Below are 19449 nucleotides of genomic sequence, written 5' to 3'. Positions count from 1 at the left end.
CGCCTGATGTCTGGGCTATCTCTCGGCATGGGTCTTGGGATGATCCCGACAGCCGCCCGTCCTGGCGCGACCACGGCCCCAGTGAACCAGGTCAAGCCGTCCTTCGACGGCGTCCTGACCCAAGGCCAGGCGGCTGAGCCGAACCCCGGCGCATGGACTGGACTACCGAGCCCGAACTTCACCTACGCAATCAAGCGCGGGGCCACGACCGTATCTACCAATCCGGCCTACGTCTGGACCTCAGCCGACGTCGCGGCCGGCGCCGACGCCATGACGGTCGAGGTGACGGCAACAAACGACGCAGGTCTGACCACGGCGATCAGTGATCCGGTGACGATCGCCGCGCCGCTGGCGATCTCGGGTTCCCCGCCGGCCGGTCTCGTCGGCACCCCCTACACTTTCACGCCGAACCGCACCGGCGGGCATGCGCCCTATGCTTTTGCGCTCACCGGCACGCTGCCGGGCGGCCTGTCATTCAGCACCTCCACCGGCGCGATCACTGGGACACCGACTTCGTCGGGCACCGCCTCGCTGAGCATCAAGGTCACTGACGGCGATGGCTTGGAGGCGCCCCTCGGTCCGTTCGACCTCGTGGTCTCGGTCGAAGACCCAGGCGGTCCCGTATCGCCGATCCGCTACAACTTCTCGTTCCGCCAGACGGCGGCGGGGAGCAACACCTGGGACGGCGGCGGTATCAATCTAGGGACCGACGTCGATCCGAACGACGCCGAGACCGTCACGACGGTCCTTGTCGTCGGCAACGACGCCTATCCGCAAGATACCGCGGATTTCGAACTGGTGTGCGGTCGCGTCAGTGGAGCCGGCCCCACCGGGTCGAACGCCTCGAAGACCCAGGCAAGCGGCGAGGTGCTGCTGGCCGGCAACTTCAACCTGACATCCAAGCAGGGGTACACCTTCGAAACCCCAGGGCCGGGCGACTACGACGTTTGGTTCGCCTCTGGGTCCATCACTTCGGCGACCTCCGAGGAAGTCACACTGTTTGGTGGGCTTTATTCGTCGCTTACGAGCGTCCTGACAGCCGTTCCGAAGGTGTGGAAGGCCGCTACCGCCTACTCCACGAACAACATCGTGGTGTCGCTGACCGACCTGTCGGTGTGGAAGGCTGCGTGGGCCGGTACGTCGGGGGCGACGGCTCCCTCGGGGGCTGGTCCGACCTTCAGCGACAACGGCATCACCTGGAATCGCCTCGCTATCGACGCGCTGGAAGTCTTCCACGGGACCAATTCCGCCGCCGGGTGGGTGCTCGATCAGAATAACACCTCGGTTGCGCCGGGCTCCTGGGCGTCCAGCGCGCCGCGCTCGTTCAACGTCTCGGGCGACTACGGCGCGGGTTTCACCTTCTACGCCGACGTGACATCTCGCCCGAGGCAGTTCGGCTTCCGCAAGCAGGCCGGCGCGCTGCAGGATATGACGCTGCGGGACATTTGGCTGGACGACCCGGGCCCGAGCCCTGAGATCTACGCCAACCAGCCGGATGGCGCGCTGGCGCTGCGGCTCACCCCGCTCTCGGGCGGGAACGCGCTGTCGAACTATAGCCTCACCGGGTCGTTGGCCGGCTACCTCAAGCTTGAGGTCTTCGACGGCTTCGTGTGGCTGGTGCACAACGGCAACCGCCTACCGGACAGCCTAGCCGGCCCGCAAACCCTGGGCGTAGTGCAGACGGACCCGGCCAGTAGCCCGGACCCGCACACGACCTGGTTCACGCCCACAGTGATCAGCTCGGCGGCGCGGCCGACCAGCGCCGACTACCTGGGCCGGATCAGGACGGAAACCTACCTCAAGCGGAAGGTCGTCACTGACCCGCTCGCGGGCATCTGGAAGGGCTACGTCAGCGGCAGTTTCACGACCGACGTCTCGGTGAGCAGCGCATCCGCGCTGGATGCGGCGCTGGACGCCCTTACGCCGACCGGCAGTTCGTGGCATCGCATCCGGCTGGCCAACGGCACCTATGAGGGCCAACGCGCTAGCGCGTTCGTCAAGGACTTCGGCACGGGCGGCCTGCTGATCGAGCCCGACAGCGGGGCATCGCCGATCATCAATCGGTCGTTCGCCAGCCTGATGGTGCACGGCATCCACTTCCGGGGGGTGAACTTCGGCACGGACAAGTCGAAGAACGGCGGCAATTTTTACGTGTTGAGGTTTAACGACCCCGGATCGAGCGGTATCGGCGGCGGCGGCAAGTTCAACCGGGTGGCCATCACGGGCTGCAAGGTCGGCATTGACCTGAACGGCGGCAACACCGCCACCGATCTCGCGAACCACATGAGCTTCGTCTACATGCTGCATGGCGAGAGCATCTATGCGGCCGACAACGAGTTCGACGGGCTGAGCGTCCCGTTCTCGGTGAACGGCTGCTACCTGCAGGACTATCCCGGCAACAGCTTCTCGCAATGCTCTGGCGACTGGTTCGGCCTGGGCAATGCGGAGGATTGGACCAGCACCATCGGCGTGTTCCCGACCGATGATCTGTTTGTTCGCCTCTACCAAGGCATCAGCCCGAAAGAAGTGGACTTCTCCGGATATTCGAGCGGTTCCCACCTGGACGCCGTCCAGATCCGCACCTTCGCTCGAAACCTGACGAATTGGTGGCCCAACGCTAAGCCGAACAACCAGTCCACCACGGACGATGCCTATCCGTATTGGGTGGTCGGCGACAAATGCTACTGCTACGAGACCGCCAAAATCTATGAGGTGACTGCGGTCTCGAAACCAGAGGCGCTGACCGGCAGCACCCCGCCGTCGGGCACCGGCACGGGGATTGTTGACGGCGATGTCACCTGGGCCTGGGTGGCGAACTACGTCCACACCGGGGCCATCCATCTGCTGGTCGAGGACTGCACGTTCAATTCGGCCTCGCCGGTGGCGGGGATCGCGGCCCGGCAGTTCTTCATCAACTCCAACGGCCGGCACAACGCGCCGACGAACATCACCGTCATCAACACCGTCGCCGCCAGCGGCAGCAGCTACGGCATCGGGCAGGTTGACGGCGATGTCTATGTCGAGGCCTCAACGTTCGTCGGCCCGTCGGATTACAAGATCGGCTCGCCCATCTATGCGAGCTACACGCGCATAGTCGAACGCGGCTGGCTGCTGGCGGCGAACAACGTCAACCAGCTCGCGACCACCAGCAGCGGCGATGGGATCAAGCGGTTCGTCCAGAACGAGGTCATGGTGAACTTCGCCGGCACGTCGGCGCCTCCCTCGCGCCCCGAGGACCGCCTGGCCGGCACGTTCTCGCGCAAGGACGGAACCGGGCGCTGGACCTTCCCGTCGGTGCCCCTGGATGGGTCGCTCAGCCGCGAGGCGTTTATCGAAGCTGTCCGCGATCAGGTCCGGGCGAAAGCTGGCGTCACGGCCGGGATCGACTAGCACACCTCGGGCCCCGCGGAGCCCGAGGTGGCGGGGCCGGGACGCCGCTAGGCGTGGGCGATCCGCCGCCGCCGCAGGCTGGCGCCGGCCATGCCGAAGCCGGTGATCATCATCGCCCAGGTCGCCGGTTCCGGCACGGCAGCGAAGTCGCTGACGCGGATTGAGACCTGAAGCGGATCACTAGCGCCATTGGTGTCAAACGCGCCCGAAAATGTGGCGGTAGCGTTGGGGCGGTAGGTGAGGCTGCAGTAGGTGCCCGAGTGTTCGTTGCACGTCCTCGCGACGATGTTGCGGGGCGATTTCAGCGTTGCGACGGCATAGCCCGGGCGTTTGATGTCAAGACAGCCGTTGGCGACAGAGCAGAACACTTCGAAGAAGTAGTCATTGCCGTTGATGAAGCCTCCGCTGGAGGTGTCCCAATAGGTGTAGTCGACGAAGCGATAGAAAGAGAACTGCGTGTCGGGGCGCATTTCGCCGCCGGAATAGAAGATCTCCACGGACGATCGCATGCCGGCATCAGGGACGTAGAACCAGCCATAGGCTGATGCCTGGCCGTTCGCTCCCGGATGCATGTCCGTGACATTTATGACCTGCGCGGCCGACGCGCTTGATGCGGCAAACAGCGACAGCACGCCGGCAGCGGCGGCCAAGAACTTCCTGATCATCTCACTCTCCCCAGAGTTGGTTAACCAAGACTCCGGGTTGAGGGAGAGTCAATCGGTGCTCGCCCGGCAGGCGAGTGCGCACACCCCCGACAATCAGACCTGAACCCTCGGACGGAGACACGCCCGAATGACGACCCGCCTTGCGCCGCGGAGCGATGCCGCATGATTGAAATCGCGGGATTGCTCGCCAGCGTCATCATCCCAGCGATCGGCGGGATTGTGTGGCTTGTCCGCCTCGAAGGCCGCATCAACAGCAACAAGCAGACGATCGCCGAGGTCCAGAAGGACCAGGAGGATCTTCGCGCGCAGGTGCGCCTGGATCTCGCGGCGATCACGGCCCGCGCCGACGCGGAGGCCGCTGCGCACAATCAGACGACCATCGCGCTCGTCCGGGTTCAGGAACAGCTCAAGTACCTGACCGACATGATCGAGCGCCTGGTGGGTAGCCCGCGCGCTCGTGGGCGCCAGGCGGTGGACCAATGAGCGCGCTGCGCACCACAGCGATCGGCGCCAGCGGTGCGGCCGGCCTGGCCGCGGTGATCGCCCTGGCCGGCCCGATGGTGAGCAAGTGGGAGGGCCGGCGGCTCGACCCCTATCCCGACATCGGCGGAGTGATCACGGTTTGTGACGGCGAGACGGCGGTTCGGATGCGCCGCTACACCCCGTCCGAGTGCGACGCGATGCTGGCCGCGAGCCTGCGCAAGCACGCCGGGCCGATCCTGGAATGCCTACCGCCCACCGCGCCCGTTGAGATCAAGGCGGCCTTCACGAGCTTCGCCTACAACGTAGGCCCTGTCGCCGCCTGCAACTCCACGGCCGCCCGCAAGGCCCGCGCCTACGATTTCCGGGGCGCCTGCAATGGTCTGCTGGCCTGGAACAAGGCGCGCGTGAACGGCGAGCTTCGCTTCGTCCAGGGCCTCGCCAACCGACGCGCCGACGAGCGCGCCCTTTGCCTGAAAGGTCTGGCCTGATGTTCGACGCCCTGACGTACCGCCTCGCCGCCGTTGTCGGAACGGTCGTGGTCCTGGCGATGATCGCGATGACGGTGTTCGCCGCGCTCGGCGAGAAGGCCGCCAAGGCTCAGAACAAGGAACTGCGGGCCGATCTCGTCACCACGAACCAAGCGTGGGGCGAGTGCAAGGCGACGCTGGCCCAGGCCAACGGCGAGATCGAGCAGCAGACCGCTCAGGTGCAGGCGTGGAAGGCCAAGGCCGATGCCGTGCAGCGCGAGGCGGACGCCGCGGTCGCCAAGGCCCGCCAGGAGGCCGCGCAGTACCGCAAGCGCGCCGACCGGCTGGCGCGGATCCCGACGCCGACCGCCGGCCAGTGCGAGGCCGCCGCGGCGCTCTACGTGCAAGTCATCTCGGAGGACGTGAAATGACCGCGGGCTACTGCAAAGCCTGCGCGACGATGCGGGCCGTCGCCCCATGCCACAAGTGCGGCGGCGGCTTGATTGAGCCGCACCCCGACTGGGACGAGCCGCCCATACCCGATGTCGAACCGATCCGCCGCCTCGCCCGCGAAGTCGGGTACGCGATCGGCGTCCACGGAACCCTCGAGCGCGATCTCGACCTGATCGCCGCGCCTTGGCGCGATGGCGCAGTCTCGGCTGAGGAACTGGCCGACCACATTGCGCGTGGGATCAACGGTCGCGTCCTCTCGTCCGGCCCCAAGCCCCTGGGTCGATGGGCCTGCAATATCGCGATCAACGGCTGGTTCAAGCTTATCGACCTGTCGGTGTGCCCGATGGTCAATCTCGCCACGGAGGACGTGAAATGAAGGCTCTCGCCATCGCTGCCGCCCTGCTGCTCACCGCCTGCGCGACCCCGAAAGAGCGCGTCGTCTACCAGCGGGTAGAGGTGCCGATCTTCCAGGCATGCGCGCCGAAGCTGGGCGAGAAGCCGGTCTATCCGACGCTCCTGGCTCCGGTCGCTACGGACGTGTTCGAACAGATGCGCACGCTCCTGGTCGAACGCGACATGCGGCAGGCGAGGGAGCGTGAGCTAGAGGCCGCCGTCTCTGGCTGCGCCGCCCATCCGCCGGACAGCTAGCGGTGTTCCTCGACTACATGCTGGCCATCTTTACCGTCGCCGTTCTCGGCCTGCTGGTGGGGCTGGTCTACATCACCCGGCGCTAGACGCCCTGACTGGCCCGCTTCCGATCTGGGGGCGGGTCTTTTGCGTTCAGGAGTGCTCTTGGAGGTAGGCGACGCCTTTGCGGGTTGGGGCGAAGCGAGCGCCGCCTGGGGTCACCTTCAATATCTCCATCAGCCCCATATCACATAGGTAGGTGATCGAGAGGCCGCGGCCGGCGGCTGCGTTCGCGTACATCGGCATGAAGTGCTCGCCGTCTCTCAGGGCGTCGAGCATGTCTTCCTGTTGCCACTCGCGCTTGAGGCGCCAGTAATCCTCGTCGGAGATCGGTTGGCGTAGCTCCGCAAGCGGATCGGTGGGCGGGCGGGGCGTGCGGCGAAGCAGGCGGTCGAGAAGCTTTCGCATTGGGAAACTCTACCACAAGAACGCCGTTTTCAACACCCTAGCGCACCCGCCGCCTTGACCTGATCACCGGCTTCCAGTCGGCGTCAGGGTGCTTGCCGAACACCTCCCGCATGGTCTCCGAGGTCATCGGCCTGGCGGTTCCGAGCGGGGTCTGATCCCACACGCCGTCCGCCGACTTGTCGCGCCGCTTGGGCGGGTCTTCCGGGGTGTCGGTCATTTCGTCCTCGGCTTGTGAAACGTCACCCGGCCGCCTTCACCGACGACGCCGATCAGCGGCACGACACGAGCCGGCTTAGGCCGCGGGGGCAGGGGGATGACGTTCGAGACCTTCATGGGGTGAACGTGAACAGAAGTGGAACATCGGAGTCAATCAGGCGCGCGAAATTGGCCCGAAAAGTTTTACACTCGCTACGCGCCATAAGGGTTTGCGAGCGCAGAAAACGGGCGCGTTGTGGAGCTAAGCGGCTGATTTTATTGGATTGGCGGGTGATTAAGAGTCAGCTGCTCTACCAACTGAGCTATACACCCATAACCGTTACGCCATAAGGCTTTGCGGTTGTTTCCCTGGCCGGCCCGGAGAGCGTTTCGCTCGCGGCCCCGCTGGGGAGGCGTCCTGTTAGCGAGTCTCGAACTGCGTTGCAAGCGTCTTTGTCATCCGGCCGGCATCGGACGGAAGGTATAGGGCCCGGTGTGGCCGATATAGTGGTCGAACAGGGTCCAGATCTTCCCGCCCAGCGCCCGCCAGCGATGGCAGAACGAAACGTCCTCGCTCATCGCCACGCCGTGCTCGTCGGCCAGCGGCTCGAAGCACTGCAGGACGTTCTTCAGGTTCTGGTAGCCGTAATAGCTGCCCTCGGCGCTGCGGTAGAGCGACGGGTCGGCGGCGCGCATTTGTTCGAACACCTCGCGCTTGATCAGCATCAGCCCGGTCGGCGCGGTCTTGGCCTCGTAGAACTCGCCCTTGGTCGCGTGCGGCTCGACCAGGTCGACCGGATAGCTGAGCGCGGCGGCGAAGGCGGTGTTCGGGTCGTCGTGCTTGCGCGCGGCGGCATGGAAGGCGGCGACGTTGAGCGTGCGTTGCGGATAAATCCCGGCGACCACCGGCTCGTCCAGGGCGATCATCTTCTGCACCACGCCGGCCGGAAAGCTGACGTCGGCATCGACGAACAGCAGGTGCGTGTGGTCGGTCTCCAGCACCCGGCTGGCCAGCAGGTTGCGCGCCGTTGCGATGATCACCGCCTTGGTCGATTCCCAGCCCATGGCCGGACCCAGCATGCCCTGCAGCTCCAGCATGCTGCGGGTGTACTGACCGGTGACCTGGCCGTTGTATGTGGGCGTGCCGACTAGAATCTTCATGCGGCGAGGTCCTTGTTAGGCCGGCGGCAACCTGGGCAAATGCAGGTCAAGTCGAGGCGGCGTTCAGAGCGGGAAGATAACATGGCGAGGCGCGACCTCACCGGCGCGGTGGACTTTCAGTACCTCGAATCCTTCACGGCCGGCGACGGCGACGTGATCGACGAGGTGCTCAGCCTGTTCCGCGAACAGGCGGCGATCTGGGCCACGCTGCTGGATCCGGCCTCGGAAGGCTGGCGTGATGCGGTCCACACCATCAAGGGCGCGGCCCGCGGCGTCGGGGCGTTCCAGCTCGGCGACGCCTGCGCGCACGCCGAGGCCGCCGGCCCCGGCGCGCTGGAGGGGGTCAAGGATGCGCTGGGTGCGGCGCTGGCCGACGTCGCGGCCTACGCCCACGAGCGGGCGCTTCAGTCGTTGCGCACGCCGCGCAGCTGATCCCAGACGCCGAACTCGTAGGCGATGCAGCGGTCGATCAGCAGCCGCCACACCGGTTCGGCGATATCCTCGGACAGGCCGGCCTCGCGGGCCGCGGCCTTGACCTTGGTCACCACGTCCTCGATCCGCGCCCTGTCCAGCACCGTGTGGCGCTCGGATTTGATGCGGGCGGCGGCGTCCATGTAGCGCTGGCGCTCGGCCAGCATCAGAACAAGCGCGCGGTCCAGAGCATCGACGCCCTTGCGGACGTCGAGCATGGTCTCGCAGTCGGCCGGCAGGGGCCGCTCATCAACAACGATTTTCATGGCCGCTTAGGACTAAATCCCGGCCCCGTTGTCCAGGCTTCTTAGCGCAGCTTCGTGGGCTTCGGCCTCGGCCGCGATCCAGTTGATGAACGCCTTGACCTGCGGCAGCCGCCCCTTCGCCTTCGGATGCACGACATAATAGGCGAAATCGACCGCCGTCGCGATCTGCAGCGGGGCGATCAGCCGCCCGGCGTCCAGGTCGGCCTGGGCCAGGGTGCGCTTGGCCAGCGCTACGCCGCGGCCGTTGACCGCCGCCTCGATCACCAGGCTCGACTGGTTGAACCGCGGGCCACGGGCGCCGTCGATGCCGCGCAGACCGCGCGCCGCCAGCCACATGGTCCAGTCGGGGCACGAATCATCCGGCTCGGGCGAGCCGTCGTGCAGCAGGATATGGTTGGCCAGGTCGGCTGGTTCATTGAGCGGGATGTTCGCCGCAAGCTCCGGAGAAAGCACGGGAATCACCGTTTCGCCGATCAGCCGGCGGACCTCCAGGCCGGGGTAGCGGCCGGCCCCGTAGCGGATCGCCACGTCCACCTCGCCGGCGGTTAGATCGACCAGCTCCAGCCCCGCCGACAGCCATACGTCGACCTGCGGATGCAGCTCTTCGAATCGTCCCAGCCGCGGCACCAGCCACTTGGCTGCGAACGACGGCGCGGCGGTCAGCGTCAGCCGCCGGCCGTCGACCGCTGCGGTCAGCATCGAGGCCGCCTCGGCCAGCCGGTCGAACGCCTCGCGCAGGGCGGGCAGGGCGGTTTGCGCCGCGTCGGTCAGCAGCAGCCCCTTGGGCGTGCGCTTGAACAGGGCCGCGCCGACATAGTCCTCCAGGTTCTGGATCTGCTGGCTGACCGCTCCGGGCGTCACGGACAGTTCGTCCGCCGCCCGAGAAAAATTCAGGTGCCGCGCAGCCGCCTCGAACGCCCGCAGGGCGTTGAGTGGCGGCAATCGGCGGCGTTCCGCATTACGCTCCATCGAGTTTTCCTGACACCCCCGGCAGAAGTCCTTGGGTTGCGAATTGGCGCTTTCACGACCAGTTTGCAACCGTTCGCCGAGGTATTGGCCCTTTTCGTCGGCGGATATTGCGGCGGGGCGGGTGTGAGCCCGTCCCGCTCTCACATTCAAGCTCTGGCGTTTAGAGAACCTAAAAACAATGCCTCACCGCAAGCCCAAAAACGAGAGCGGCCAGCGCCTCGTCGTCCTGGGCGGGGCGCGCCGTCGCGCGACCGGGGCGGTCTGGCTGGTGGGCGCGGGGCCCGGCGACCCCGAGCTGCTGACCCTCAAGGCGCTCAAGGCGTTGCAGTCCGCCGAGGTTGTCGTCCACGACGGCCTGGTCACGGGCGAGATCCTGGACCTGGCGCCGGCCTCGGCCCGCCGCATCAGCGTCGCCAAGCGCAAGTCGCGCCATTCCTACGCCCAGGACGAGATCAACCGGATGCTGGTCGCATTCGCCCAGGAAGGACTGAACGTAGTCCGCCTGAAGGGCGGCGATCCGTTCATCTTCGGCCGTGGCGGCGAGGAGCTGGAGGCCTGCCGCGAGGCCGGCGTCGAATGCCACGTGGTCCCCGGCGTCACCGCCGCCCTGGCCGCGAGCGCCAACGCCGGCGCGCCGCTGACCCATCGGGGCAGCGCCCAGGCGGTCACCTTCGTCACCGGGCACGCCGCCGCGGGCGCCGAGCCCGACCTTGACTGGGAAAGCCTGGCCAAGGCCAACCAGACGGTCGTGATCTACATGGGTGTCTCCACCGCCGCCGGCATCGCCGCCCGGCTGATCGGCGCCGGCCGCGCCGGCTCGACCCCGGCGCTGGTGATCGAGAACGCCAGCCGCGCCGACGAGCGCCGCATCGTCACCACCCTGGCCGAGTTGCCGGCCGCCGCCGAGCAGGTGGCGGGTCCGGCTCTGCTGATCGTCGGCGAGGCCATGGCCCTGGCCCAAGCTTCCGGCGATACCGCCGTCTTCGAACCGAAACTTGAGTTGCGCGTGAAATGAAAGCCCTGACCGGAAATCGCCTGACCGACGGCGAAGTCGTCTTCTGGAAGGCCGGCGCCTGGGTCGAGCGCTTCGCCGACGCCGAGCTGTTCGAGTCCGCCGAGGCCGGCGAGGCCGCCGAAGCCCACGCCAAGTCCCAGCAGACCGTGATCGTCGATCCCTATCTGATCGACCTGATCGAGAGCGAAGGCCTGTGGGCGCCGGTCAGCTACCGCGAGCGCCTGCGCGCGCTCGGCCCGACCAACCACCTGCACCACGGCAAGCAGGCCGAGGGCGGGGCCGCCATCGAGGCCCTGCAGCACGCGTCCGGCGCGGCCCGCTCGAAGGGCCGCGTGAACCTGATCAAGCGTTAGAGAGGGGAGGGCCATGTACCAGTACGACACCCTCGATAAGGAATTCCTGGCCGACCGCGCCGCGGAGTTCCGTGAACAGGTCGCCCGCCGCCTGGCCGGCGAGATCACCGAGGACCAGTTCAAGCCGATCCGGCTGATGAACGGCCTGTATCTGCAGCTGCACGCCTACATGCTGCGCGTCGCGATCCCCTACGGCTCGCTGAACCCGACCCAGCTGCGCGTGCTGGCCGACATCGGCCGCACCTACGACAAGGGCTACGGCCACTTCACCACCCGTCAGAACCTGCAGTTCCACTGGATCAAGCTGGCCGACACGCCGGACATCCTGGATCGGCTGGCGGCGGTGGACATGCACGCCATCCAGACCAGCGGCAACTGCATCCGCAACACCACCGCCGACCCCTATTCGGGCGCCACCGCCGAAGAGGTCGACGATCCCCGCGTCTGGTCCGAGGCCATCCGCCAATGGTCCAGCCTGCACCCGGAATTCTCGTTCCTGCCGCGCAAGTTCAAGATCGCCATCACCGGCGCCGCCAAGGACCGCACCGCCGCCAAGGTGCATGACATCGGGCTGATGATGCGCCGCAGCCGCGACGGCGCGCTGGGCTTCGAGGTGATCGTCGGCGGCGGCCTGGGGCGCACGCCCTTCGTCGGCCCGACGATCCGCGAGTTCCTGCCGGCCAACCGCCTGGTCTCGTACCTTGAGGCGATCCTGCGCGTGTTCAACCGTCACGGGCGCCGGGACAACAAGTACAAGGCCCGCATCAAGATCCTGGTCGCCGCCCTCGGCGCCGAAGAGTTCGCCCGTCAGGTCGAGGAAGAGTGGCTGAAGATCGGACCGGAAAGCGACCTTCCGGACACCGAGATCGCCCGCATCCGCGGCGCTTTCGCCCCGACCGCCTTCGACACCCTGGTGAACCGCTCCGAAGCGTTCGAAGCCGCCAAGGCCGCCGATCCGGGCCTGGCCCGCTTCGCGCGCAACAACCTGCGTGAGCACAAGCGCGCCGGCTACACCATCGTCGAGATTTCGCTGAAGGCGATCGGCGAGACCCCCGGCGACGCCACCTCCGACCAGATGGACGTCGTCGCTGACCTGGCCGAGCGCTACGGCCAAAGCGACATCCGGGTCACCCACGAGCAGAACCTGGTGCTGCCGCACGTGAAGCTCGACGATCTGCCGGCGGTCTATGCGGCGCTGAAGGCCGCCGGTCTGGCGACGCCGAACGTCAACTTGATCACCGACATGATCGCCTGCCCGGGGCTCGACTACTGCGCCCTGGCCAACGCCCGGGCGATCCCGATCGCCCAGGACATCGCCCGCACCTTCGCCGACCAGGACCGCGCCGAGCAGATCGGCGAGCTGAAGATCAAGATCAGCGGCTGCATCAACGCCTGCGGCCACCACCATGTCGGCCACATCGGCATCCTCGGCGTCGATAAGAAGGGAGAGGAATTCTACCAGCTCACCCTTGGCGGCTCGGGAGCGGAAGACGCCTCCGTCGGCTCGATGCTGGGCCCGGCCCTGCCGGCCGACCGCGTCGCGCCCGCCATCGACACCCTGGTCGAGGTCTATCTGCGCGAGCGCCAGGGTCAGGAACGCTTCCTCGACACCTTCCGCCGCACCGGCGTCGTTCCCTTCAAGGAGGCCGTCTATGCCGACGCGAATTAAGCTGACGGACGGCCAGTTCTCGCTGGTCGAGGATCCCTACACCCACGTCGGCGACGACGAGGACCTGGTCCGCGGCGACCTGATCATCTCGCTGACCCGCTTCCAGAGCGAGGGCGAGCGGCTGCTGGCCGAGGGCCGCTCCGTCGGCGTGCGGCTGGAGCCGGCAGAGGAGGTCGAGGTCCTGGCCTACGACCTGCCGCGCATCGCCCTGGTGGCGGTGGCCTTCCCGAAGTTCAACGACGGCCGCGCCTACACCGCCGCGCGCCTGCTGCGCGAGCGCTACGGGTTCAAGGGCGAGATCCGCGCCGTCGGCGACGTGCTGCGCGAGCAGGCCGGCTTCATGGTTCGGGTCGGCTTCGACGCCTTCGAGCCGGCCGACGGCTCGACCCCCGAACAGTGGGCCCACACCGCCCACCGCCAACGTCACGTCTACCAGCGCGCGGCCGACCGCCGGGCGCCGGCCTTCGCCGAAAGGGAGTGAGCTGACCATGGCCTTCGATCAGTTGGAGCGTCCGTCCCTCGCAGCCCGGCTCGACGCCGAACTGCGCCACGCCCATCCGGCCACCGTGCTGGAATCGGCGGTCGAGGCGTTCGGCGACAAGCTGGCTCTGGTCTCGTCCTTCGGGGCGGAGTCCGCGGTGCTGCTGCACATGGTTTCGAAGATCAAGCCGGACACCCCCGTGCTGTTCCTCGACACCGGCATGCTGTTCGGCCAGACGCTCGACTATCGAAAGAACCTGGCGGCCAGGCTCGGCCTGACCGACGTGCGCGACCTGCGCCCGGCCTTCAACGATCTGGCGGTGGCCGATCCGGACGCCAAGCTCTGGCAGACCGACACCGACGCCTGCTGTGAAGTGCGCAAGGTCGTGCCGCTGGACCGGGCCCTGGCCGAGTTCGATGGCTGGATCACCGGCCGCAAGCGCTTCCACGGCGGCGACCGCCTGTCGCTGCCGGTGGTCGAGCAGGCCGACGGCCAGGTGAAGTTCAATCCGCTGGCCAACTGGGGCAAGGCCGAGCTGGACGCCTATATGAGTGAGCATGACCTGCCCGCCCATCCGCTCGTCGCCCAGGGTTTCCCCTCGATCGGCTGCTGGCCCTGCACCAAGCCGGTGGAAGAGGGCCAGGACGTCCGTGCCGGCCGCTGGGCTGGTCAGGACAAGACCGAATGCGGCATCCACGTCGCGCGCGCCCCGGGCGCCGTCGCCAATGTCGGCGGCGACATCTGACGGCGGCGTTGCTACATACGCTCCAACCTCGTCGGCGGCTCGCGCCGACCCTACGGCAGCCAAAGACTCGTCATGACTGATGTAATCGCTCCGGCCCCGGCCGCTTCGAAGGCGCGCGGCGCCTTCATGGTCGAGACCGTGACCTGGGTTCAGCACTGGACCGACGAACTGTTCTCGTTCCGCACCACCCGCGACCCGGGCCTGCGCTTCTCGTCCGGCCAATTCGTGATGGTCGGCCTCGAAGTCGACGGCAAGCCGCTGGTCCGCGCCTATTCGATCGCCAGCCCGTCCTGGCACGACGAACTCGAGTTCTACTCGATCAAGGTCGCCGACGGCCCGCTGACCTCGCGCCTGCAGAAGATCAAGGTCGGCGACGAAGTGCTGATCGGCAAGAAGCCGACCGGGACCCTGGTGCTCGACGGGCTCAAGCCCGGCAAGCGGCTCTACATGGTCGGCACCGGCACCGGCCTGGCCCCCTGGCTGTCGCTAGCCCGCGACCCGGAAGTCTACGACCGCTTCGACGAGGTGATCGTCACCCACACCGTGCGCAACGTCGCGGACCTGAACTACGCCGAGCTGTTCGAGAAGGAGCTGCGTGAGGACGAGATCCTCAGCGAGGTCATCGGCGACAAGCTCCGCTACTACCCGACCGTCACCCGCGAGCCGTTCCGCACCCAGGGGCGGATCACCGACCTGATCACCTCGGGCAAGATCTTCGAGGACCTCGGCGTGCCGCCGCTGGACCCGGCTGTCGACCGCCTGATGCTGTGCGGCGGCCCCTCGGTGCTGGCTGATCTTAAGGCCCTGCTGGTCGAGCGCGGCTACGAGGAGGGCTCGCTCGCCGCCCCCGGCGACTTCGTGCTGGAAAAGGCCTTCGTCGAGACCTGAGGCCTCAGACGCCCTCGAACAGGCTCAGCTGGTCGCTACGTTGGGCCAGCTGCGCCTGCATGGTGCAGACGAGGCCGCTGCGCGCGTAGTCCATGGTCACTGCGCCCCGCAGCTCGCCGCGCAGGCCGCGTTCGATCAGCCGCGTGCCGAACCCCTTGCGACGCGGCGGTTCGACTCGCGGCCCGCCGCGCTCGGTCCAGACCACCTGCAGATGCTGGCCCTCCAGCGTCCAGGTCATGTCGACCTTGCCCTCGACGACCGACAGCGCGCCGTACTTGACCGCATTGGTCGCCAGCTCGTGCAGGACCAGCGCCATCGACAGCGCCGCGCCCGGCTGCAGCCAGGCCGCCGGCCCCCGCAAGGTGATCTGGTCGGCGGCGGCGTCCAGGAACGGCCCCAGGGCGCGCTCGGCCAGGTCGCGCAGGTCCGCCCCATGCCAGCTCTCGCGGGTCAGCACGTCATGGGCCTGCGACAGGCCCAGCAGCCGCGCCTCCAGCTTTTCGTAGACGATCTCGGGATCGCTTTCGCCGCGCAGGGTCTGCGAGGCCATCGACTGCACCGTGGCCAGGGTGTTCTTCACCCGGTGGTTCAGCTCGTTGATCATCAACCGCAGCTGGCCCTGGTATCGCTTCTGCTCGGCCTCGGCCTGCTTGCGCGCGCCGATGTCGTCGATGATCGAGACGAAGTAGTCGGGCTCGCCGGCGCTGTTTCGCACCAGCGCCACGGTCAGGTTGTTCCAAGTCACCTGGCCGCCCTTGGCGATGTAGCGCTTCTCCATCGAGTAGGTCTCGATCGAGCCGGCCAGCAGAGCCTCGGTGAGCGTGATGTTGGAGTCCACGTCCTCGGGATGGGTGATCTGCTGGAAGGTCATGCCCGTCATTTCGTCACGGCCATAGCCCAGCATCGCGCAGAACCGGTCGTTCACCTCCAGCAGGCGCCCGTCGGGGGCCACACGCGCCACGCCCATCGCCGCCTGGTCGAACACCGCGCGATAGCGCGCCTCGGCCGCCTCCAGCCGCGCGCGGGCCTCGACATTGGGCGTTACGAACTCGGTGTAGAGCACCAGCCCGCCTATCTCGCCGGCCTCGTCGCGCCAGGGCTTCAGCGACCAGCGGATCCAGTCCACCCGCCCGTTGGAGCGCTCGAAGGGGTCGGCCTCGTGGCTGAGCTCCAACCCCTCGGCCAGCGCGCGCCGGTGGATCTCGCGCCACCGCTCGGGGATGTCCGGAAAGACCTCGTAGTGGTGTCTGCCGACTAGGGGCAGATCGCCGGGCAGGCCCTGTTCGGACAGGAACCGGCTCGAGGCCGCCAGATAGCGCATCTCGCGGTCGAAAATGGCGATGCCCAAAGGCGCCTGGCTCAGCGCCGTCAGCACGCCGGAATGCGCGGACACCTGCAACGCCGTTCTCGCCTCGCCGACCACGCCTGGTGTCTGCCGTCCCACAGTCGCCAGCGACGATGGTCGCTGAATACAACCCAAAGGATACAGCCAATCCCAATGGGTCAAGGGCCGTTCGGTTCCCCACCGACCGCCGATACAGAACGCTGCGGGGTTGTGGTGTTTGTGCCGGTCTACGCCCCGAAGCCCAGGCTGGCCGTGACCTCCAGCACGAACGCCGCGCGGGCCTCCACCGAAGCCGGCGGAACCGTGACCGGCGTGTAGCCCAGATCCAGCAACTGCCGCCTCATCGTCTCGTGCGTCGCCAGGCAATCCTCGAAGGTCTGCCTGCGCTCCTCGTCCTGCGTGTAGATCTCTGGCCAGGGTGGAGGCGTGAAGACCAGGTCGTTGTAGCGCAGGCGTTTGGCGGCCGCCCACATCCAGCGCGGCGCCTGGGGCGTCAGGCTATCGACGACCCCGCGATCGAAGAAGACCCGCTCCTGCACCTCGCCCATCGCCTCGAACCTGGCGATGTCCTCCCGCGCGGCCAGCGTTCCCAGCCGCAGGCTGCCGCTCTCTGCGCGTCCTTCGCGGATGATCCTGCGATGGGTCTCCTCGACAACCCGCTCGCCGCGGCGGCGCAATTCCTCCAGCAGGGTGGTCTTGCCGACCCCGGGCCCGCCGGAGATCAAGAAGAAGTTGGGTTTGTTCATGGGGTCTCTCGGGATGTGGGGGGCTATGGCGAAGGCATTGCGGGGAACACCTGATGGCGGGCGGGCGACGCGCAGGGGCAGGGTGCCTTCAACCCCTAGGGAGGAACCCAGATGCCGCTTACCGAGTATGAACCAGGCCAGGCCTTTCCCGGCGTGATCGGCCGGACCTTCGACGTCTCCAAGCCGGCCTGGCCGGCGACGCCGCAGGCCAAACCCGGCGCGCCGAACGTCCTCTTCATCGTGCTCGATGACACCGGATTCGGGCATCTCGGGTGCTTCGGGAGCCCAATCAAGACACCCAACTTGGACGCGCTGGCCGCCGATGGATTGCGCTTCAACAACATGCACACGACCGCGCTCTGCTCGCCGTCGCGCTCGTGCATGATCACCGGCCGCAACCACCACTCCAACGCCATGGCCTGCATCACTGAAGGGTCGGAGGGTTATCCCGGGGCCAATGGCCAGATCCCGATGGAAAACGGCTTCCTGTCCGAGATCCTGCTCCAGAACGGGTACAACACCTACGCCCTGGGCAAATGGCACCTGACGCCGGCGGAGACGGCCTCTGCGGCCGGGCCCTATGATCGTTGGCCGCTCGGCCGCGGGTTCGAGCGCTACTATGGCTTCCTGGGCGGCGACACCCACCAGTACTACCCCGAACTCGTCCGCGACAACTCGCAGACCGAACCCGAAACCACGCCGGAGCAGGGCTATCACCTGACCCCGGACCTCGTCGCCAAGGCCAAGGCGATGATCGCCGACGCCAAGCAGGTCGCCCCGGACAAACCGTTCTTCATGTACTTCTGCACCGGCGCCATGCACGCGCCGCATCACGTCCCCAAGGAATGGGCCGACAAGTACAAGGGCAAGTTCGACGACGGCTGGGACGCCTATCGCGAAAAGACCTTCGCCCAGCAAAAGAAACTCGGGATCATCCCCAAGGACACCGTGCTGTCGCGTCACGATCCCGACGTGCAGGACTGGAGCAAGCTGCCCGCTGACGAGCGCCGGCTCTATGCGCGGATGATGGAGGTGTTCGCCGGCTATCTGGAACACACCGACCATCACATCGGCGAGTTGATCGCCTTCCTGAAGGAGATGGGCGAGTACGAGAACACCCTGATCATGGTGATCTCCGACAACGGCGCCAGCGCTGAGGGCGGACCGACCGGATCGGTCAACGAAGGCAAGTTCTTCAACAACGTCCCGGAGAACCTGGAGCAGAATCTGGCCGCCATCGACGACCTCGGCGGGCCGAAGTACTTCAACCACTACGCCTGGGGCTGGACCCACGCGGGCAATACCCCCTTCCGGCGGTGGAAGCGCGAAACCTACCGTGGCGGCACGGCCGATCCGTTCATCGTGGCCTGGCCCAAGGGTATCAAGGCCAAGGGTGAAATCCGCAGCCAGTACGCCCACGCGATCGACATGGTGCCGACGGTTCTGGACTGCCTCGGGATCACGCCACCGGCGTCTATCAAGGGCGTCACCCAGTCGCCGATCCAGGGGTTCAGCCTGAAGTCGTCGTTCGACGACGCCAAGGCGCCGGCCATGCACATCACCCAGTACTTCGAGATGTTCGGGCACCGCTCGCTCTATCACGACGGCTGGCGAGCCGTGTGCCCGTGGCCAGGCCAATCGTTCGTGGAATCGGGCCTCGGGTTCGGCGCTCCGATCACCTACGACAAGCTGACCGAACTCGATGCGAAGGGCTGGGAAATCTATGATCTCACATCCGACTTCGCCGAGACCAACGACCTCGCGGCTAAGGAGCGCGACCGCCTGATCGCCATGATCGGCATGTGGTATGTCGAAGCGGGCAAGTACAATGTCCTGCCGATCGACAGTCGCGGCACCCTGCGCTTCGCCGACGAGCGGCCGCAGGTCGCTCCTCGGCGCAAAAAGTACCGCTACTATCCGGGCACCCAGACGGTGCCCCTGATGGCCGCGCCCACCCTGGTCAATGTCACGCATTCGATCTCGGTTCACGCTTCGGTGCCCAAAGGGGGGGCGGAAGGCGCGCTGTTCTCGATGGGCGGCTGCGACGGCGGGTTCGTGTTCTACGTCAAGGACGGCAAGCTGACCTATGGCTACAACTACTGCGCCGACGCCCGTTACAAGGTGATCGCCGACAGCGCCGTCCCCGAGGGCGACCACGTTTTCAGCTTCGAGTTCAAGCCGACCGGCAAGCCGGACCTGGCCAAGGGCAAGGGCGTTCCAGCGACGATCACGCTTTATGTCGACGGCAAGAGCGTCGGCAAGGGCGACCTGCCGGTCACCATCCCGATGTCGCTGGGCCTGGCGGCAGGGGTGTGCATCGGCGCCGATGCCGGCTCCCCGATCATGGACGACGAGTATCCCTCGCCGTTCCGCTTCACCGGCGTTGTGAAGAAAGCGCTGATCGACGTCTCAGGCGACGAGATGAGCGACGCCGACAAGAAGGTCACGGCGGAGGCCTACCTCAAGGCCGCCATGGCCCGGCAATAGCAGGGCAGGGCCCAGGCTGGCCGACCTCTAGACCCTGTCCCGGTCGGCTTGAATCAAGCCGGTCGGGATGAACAGGGTCGATTCTTTGAGTTAGAGCCCTTCTTA

At 66.9% G+C, this 19449-nt stretch carries 22 protein-coding genes; 14 read left to right on the top strand and 8 right to left on the bottom strand.

Annotated elements, in window-relative coordinates; all coding sequences use genetic code 11:
* Positions 1–81: 81 nt before the first annotated feature.
* Positions 82–3390, top strand: coding sequence for an Ig domain-containing protein (locus OUA97_RS01220; RefSeq protein ID WP_267229899.1), 3309 nt, complete (start codon positions 82–84; stop codon positions 3388–3390).
* A gap of 47 nt (positions 3391–3437) precedes the next feature.
* On the opposite strand, the gene OUA97_RS01215 is transcribed toward OUA97_RS01220, so the two are convergent.
* Entirely contained in the window at positions 3438–4055 is a 618-nt protein-coding gene (locus OUA97_RS01215) for a PEPxxWA-CTERM sorting domain-containing protein (RefSeq protein WP_267229898.1), read from the bottom strand.
* 162 nt (positions 4056–4217) lie between these two features.
* Between OUA97_RS01215 and OUA97_RS01210 the strand changes: the two genes are divergently transcribed.
* Genes OUA97_RS01210 through OUA97_RS01190 form a run of 5 tightly spaced genes read left to right on the top strand, consistent with a single transcriptional unit; the run spans position 4218 to position 6106 of the window.
* Positions 4218–4538 (top strand): hypothetical protein, encoded by a 321-nt coding sequence (locus tag OUA97_RS01210; RefSeq protein WP_267229897.1) that lies wholly within the window; start codon positions 4218–4220, stop codon positions 4536–4538.
* Positions 4535–5026, top strand: coding sequence for a lysozyme (locus OUA97_RS01205; RefSeq protein ID WP_267229896.1), 492 nt, complete (start codon positions 4535–4537; stop codon positions 5024–5026). Before OUA97_RS01210 ends, OUA97_RS01205 begins: the two co-directional genes overlap by 4 nt.
* Positions 5026–5436: a hypothetical protein gene (locus tag OUA97_RS01200; protein ID WP_267229894.1), complete on the top strand. Its 411-nt coding sequence runs from the start codon at positions 5026–5028 to the stop codon at positions 5434–5436. Before OUA97_RS01205 ends, OUA97_RS01200 begins: the two co-directional genes overlap by 1 nt.
* Positions 5433–5834, top strand: a complete 402-nt coding sequence (locus tag OUA97_RS01195; RefSeq protein WP_267229893.1) for a hypothetical protein — start codon at positions 5433–5435, stop codon at positions 5832–5834. The genes OUA97_RS01200 and OUA97_RS01195 overlap by 4 nt, the downstream gene beginning before the upstream one ends.
* Positions 5831–6106, top strand: a complete 276-nt coding sequence (locus OUA97_RS01190) for a hypothetical protein (protein WP_267229892.1) — start codon at positions 5831–5833, stop codon at positions 6104–6106. The genes OUA97_RS01195 and OUA97_RS01190 overlap by 4 nt, the downstream gene beginning before the upstream one ends.
* A gap of 132 nt (positions 6107–6238) precedes the next feature.
* Here OUA97_RS01190 and OUA97_RS01185 read toward each other — a convergent pair whose 3' ends face one another.
* The 3 genes from OUA97_RS01185 to OUA97_RS01175 all read right to left on the bottom strand — a co-directional run bounded on the left by OUA97_RS01185 (position 6239) and on the right by OUA97_RS01175 (position 7909).
* A complete protein-coding gene (locus tag OUA97_RS01185; protein ID WP_267229891.1) occupies positions 6239–6553 on the bottom strand; it encodes a hypothetical protein in 315 nt (104 codons plus the stop codon).
* A gap of 37 nt (positions 6554–6590) precedes the next feature.
* Entirely contained in the window at positions 6591–6770 is a 180-nt protein-coding gene (locus OUA97_RS01180; protein ID WP_267229890.1) for a hypothetical protein, read from the bottom strand.
* Between the two features lie 434 nt (positions 6771–7204).
* Complete coding sequence (locus OUA97_RS01175; protein WP_267229889.1) at positions 7205–7909, bottom strand: hypothetical protein; 705 nt, start codon at positions 7907–7909, stop codon at positions 7205–7207.
* Between the two features lie 81 nt (positions 7910–7990).
* On the opposite strand from OUA97_RS01175, the gene OUA97_RS01170 reads away from it, so the two are divergent.
* The gene (locus OUA97_RS01170; RefSeq protein ID WP_267229888.1) at positions 7991–8341 is read left to right on the top strand and encodes an Hpt domain-containing protein; all 351 of its coding nucleotides are present in this window, start codon (positions 7991–7993) and stop codon (positions 8339–8341) included.
* On the opposite strand, the gene OUA97_RS01165 is transcribed toward OUA97_RS01170, so the two are convergent.
* Together OUA97_RS01165 and gcvA are read right to left on the bottom strand one after the other, a co-directional pair.
* Positions 8314–8646, bottom strand: a complete 333-nt coding sequence (locus OUA97_RS01165; RefSeq protein WP_267229887.1) for a chorismate mutase — start codon at positions 8644–8646, stop codon at positions 8314–8316. The genes OUA97_RS01170 and OUA97_RS01165 overlap by 28 nt on opposite strands.
* Before the next feature lie 12 nt (positions 8647–8658).
* Positions 8659–9615 (bottom strand): transcriptional regulator GcvA, encoded by a 957-nt coding sequence (gene gcvA, locus OUA97_RS01160; RefSeq protein ID WP_267229886.1) that lies wholly within the window; start codon positions 9613–9615, stop codon positions 8659–8661.
* Positions 9616–9793: 178 nt separating this feature from the next.
* Here gcvA and cobA point away from each other — a divergent pair, with 178 nt between their 5' ends.
* From cobA to OUA97_RS01130, 6 genes are all read left to right on the top strand, one after another.
* Entirely contained in the window at positions 9794–10630 is an 837-nt protein-coding gene (gene cobA, locus OUA97_RS01155; protein ID WP_323690508.1) for a uroporphyrinogen-III C-methyltransferase, read from the top strand.
* Complete coding sequence (locus OUA97_RS01150) at positions 10627–10983, top strand: DUF2849 domain-containing protein (protein ID WP_267229885.1); 357 nt, start codon at positions 10627–10629, stop codon at positions 10981–10983. Before cobA ends, OUA97_RS01150 begins: the two co-directional genes overlap by 4 nt.
* Positions 10984–10996: 13 nt before the next feature.
* Positions 10997–12652 (top strand): nitrite/sulfite reductase, encoded by a 1656-nt coding sequence (locus tag OUA97_RS01145; protein WP_267229884.1) that lies wholly within the window; start codon positions 10997–10999, stop codon positions 12650–12652.
* Entirely contained in the window at positions 12636–13133 is a 498-nt protein-coding gene (locus tag OUA97_RS01140) for a DUF934 domain-containing protein (RefSeq protein ID WP_267229883.1), read from the top strand. Before OUA97_RS01145 ends, OUA97_RS01140 begins: the two co-directional genes overlap by 17 nt.
* Positions 13134–13140: 7 nt before the next feature.
* Positions 13141–13878, top strand: a complete 738-nt coding sequence (locus OUA97_RS01135; RefSeq protein WP_267229882.1) for a phosphoadenylyl-sulfate reductase — start codon at positions 13141–13143, stop codon at positions 13876–13878.
* Positions 13879–13950: 72 nt separating this feature from the next.
* Positions 13951–14766 carry a ferredoxin--NADP reductase gene (locus tag OUA97_RS01130; RefSeq protein ID WP_323690507.1) on the top strand — a complete coding sequence of 272 codons (816 nt, stop codon included), beginning with the start codon at positions 13951–13953 and terminating at the stop codon, positions 14764–14766.
* 4 nt (positions 14767–14770) lie between these two features.
* Here the strand turns inward: OUA97_RS01130 and OUA97_RS01125 are convergent, their stop codons facing one another.
* Both OUA97_RS01125 and OUA97_RS01120 read right to left on the bottom strand, forming a co-directional pair.
* Positions 14771–16159, bottom strand: coding sequence for a sensor histidine kinase (locus OUA97_RS01125; RefSeq protein ID WP_267229881.1), 1389 nt, complete (start codon positions 16157–16159; stop codon positions 14771–14773).
* A gap of 179 nt (positions 16160–16338) precedes the next feature.
* On the bottom strand, positions 16339–16857 hold the full coding sequence (locus OUA97_RS01120; protein ID WP_267229880.1) for an AAA family ATPase: 519 nt from the start codon (positions 16855–16857) through the stop codon (positions 16339–16341).
* Between the two features lie 111 nt (positions 16858–16968).
* Here OUA97_RS01120 and OUA97_RS01115 point away from each other — a divergent pair, with 111 nt between their 5' ends.
* The gene (locus tag OUA97_RS01115) at positions 16969–19344 is read left to right on the top strand and encodes an arylsulfatase (RefSeq protein WP_267229879.1); all 2376 of its coding nucleotides are present in this window, start codon (positions 16969–16971) and stop codon (positions 19342–19344) included.
* Positions 19345–19449: the final 105 nt, after the last annotated feature.

Origin of the sequence: Phenylobacterium sp. 58.2.17, assembly GCF_026411515.1 — a bacterium.
Taxonomy (GTDB): Bacteria; Pseudomonadota; Alphaproteobacteria; order Caulobacterales; family Caulobacteraceae; genus Phenylobacterium.
The sequence above is the reverse complement of the archived record's forward strand: the minus strand, read 5'-3'. Positions and strand labels throughout refer to the sequence as shown.

Excerpts from the sequence above, each read along its gene's own strand:
- OUA97_RS01215 (WP_267229898.1), bottom strand. The coding sequence starts at position 4,055 with ATGATCAGGAAGTTCTTGGCCGCCGCTGCCGGCGTGCTGTCGCTGTTT.
- OUA97_RS01210 (WP_267229897.1), top strand. The coding sequence starts at position 4,218 with ATGATTGAAATCGCGGGATTGCTCGCCAGCGTCATCATCCCAGCGATC.
- OUA97_RS01205 (WP_267229896.1), top strand. The coding sequence starts at position 4,535 with ATGAGCGCGCTGCGCACCACAGCGATCGGCGCCAGCGGTGCGGCCGGC.
- OUA97_RS01200 (WP_267229894.1), top strand. The coding sequence starts at position 5,026 with ATGTTCGACGCCCTGACGTACCGCCTCGCCGCCGTTGTCGGAACGGTC.
- OUA97_RS01195 (WP_267229893.1), top strand. The coding sequence starts at position 5,433 with ATGACCGCGGGCTACTGCAAAGCCTGCGCGACGATGCGGGCCGTCGCC.
- OUA97_RS01190 (WP_267229892.1), top strand. The coding sequence starts at position 5,831 with ATGAAGGCTCTCGCCATCGCTGCCGCCCTGCTGCTCACCGCCTGCGCG.
- OUA97_RS01185 (WP_267229891.1), bottom strand. The coding sequence starts at position 6,553 with ATGCGAAAGCTTCTCGACCGCCTGCTTCGCCGCACGCCCCGCCCGCCC.
- OUA97_RS01180 (WP_267229890.1), bottom strand. The coding sequence starts at position 6,770 with ATGACCGACACCCCGGAAGACCCGCCCAAGCGGCGCGACAAGTCGGCG.
- OUA97_RS01175 (WP_267229889.1), bottom strand. The coding sequence starts at position 7,909 with ATGAAGATTCTAGTCGGCACGCCCACATACAACGGCCAGGTCACCGGT.
- OUA97_RS01170 (WP_267229888.1), top strand. The coding sequence starts at position 7,991 with ATGGCGAGGCGCGACCTCACCGGCGCGGTGGACTTTCAGTACCTCGAA.
- OUA97_RS01165 (WP_267229887.1), bottom strand. The coding sequence starts at position 8,646 with ATGAAAATCGTTGTTGATGAGCGGCCCCTGCCGGCCGACTGCGAGACC.
- gcvA (WP_267229886.1), bottom strand. The coding sequence starts at position 9,615 with ATGGAGCGTAATGCGGAACGCCGCCGATTGCCGCCACTCAACGCCCTG.
- cobA (WP_323690508.1), top strand. The coding sequence starts at position 9,794 with ATGCCTCACCGCAAGCCCAAAAACGAGAGCGGCCAGCGCCTCGTCGTC.
- OUA97_RS01150 (WP_267229885.1), top strand. The coding sequence starts at position 10,627 with ATGAAAGCCCTGACCGGAAATCGCCTGACCGACGGCGAAGTCGTCTTC.
- OUA97_RS01145 (WP_267229884.1), top strand. The coding sequence starts at position 10,997 with ATGTACCAGTACGACACCCTCGATAAGGAATTCCTGGCCGACCGCGCC.
- OUA97_RS01140 (WP_267229883.1), top strand. The coding sequence starts at position 12,636 with ATGCCGACGCGAATTAAGCTGACGGACGGCCAGTTCTCGCTGGTCGAG.
- OUA97_RS01135 (WP_267229882.1), top strand. The coding sequence starts at position 13,141 with ATGGCCTTCGATCAGTTGGAGCGTCCGTCCCTCGCAGCCCGGCTCGAC.
- OUA97_RS01130 (WP_323690507.1), top strand. The coding sequence starts at position 13,951 with ATGACTGATGTAATCGCTCCGGCCCCGGCCGCTTCGAAGGCGCGCGGC.
- OUA97_RS01120 (WP_267229880.1), bottom strand. The coding sequence starts at position 16,857 with ATGAACAAACCCAACTTCTTCTTGATCTCCGGCGGGCCCGGGGTCGGC.
- OUA97_RS01115 (WP_267229879.1), top strand. The coding sequence starts at position 16,969 with ATGCCGCTTACCGAGTATGAACCAGGCCAGGCCTTTCCCGGCGTGATC.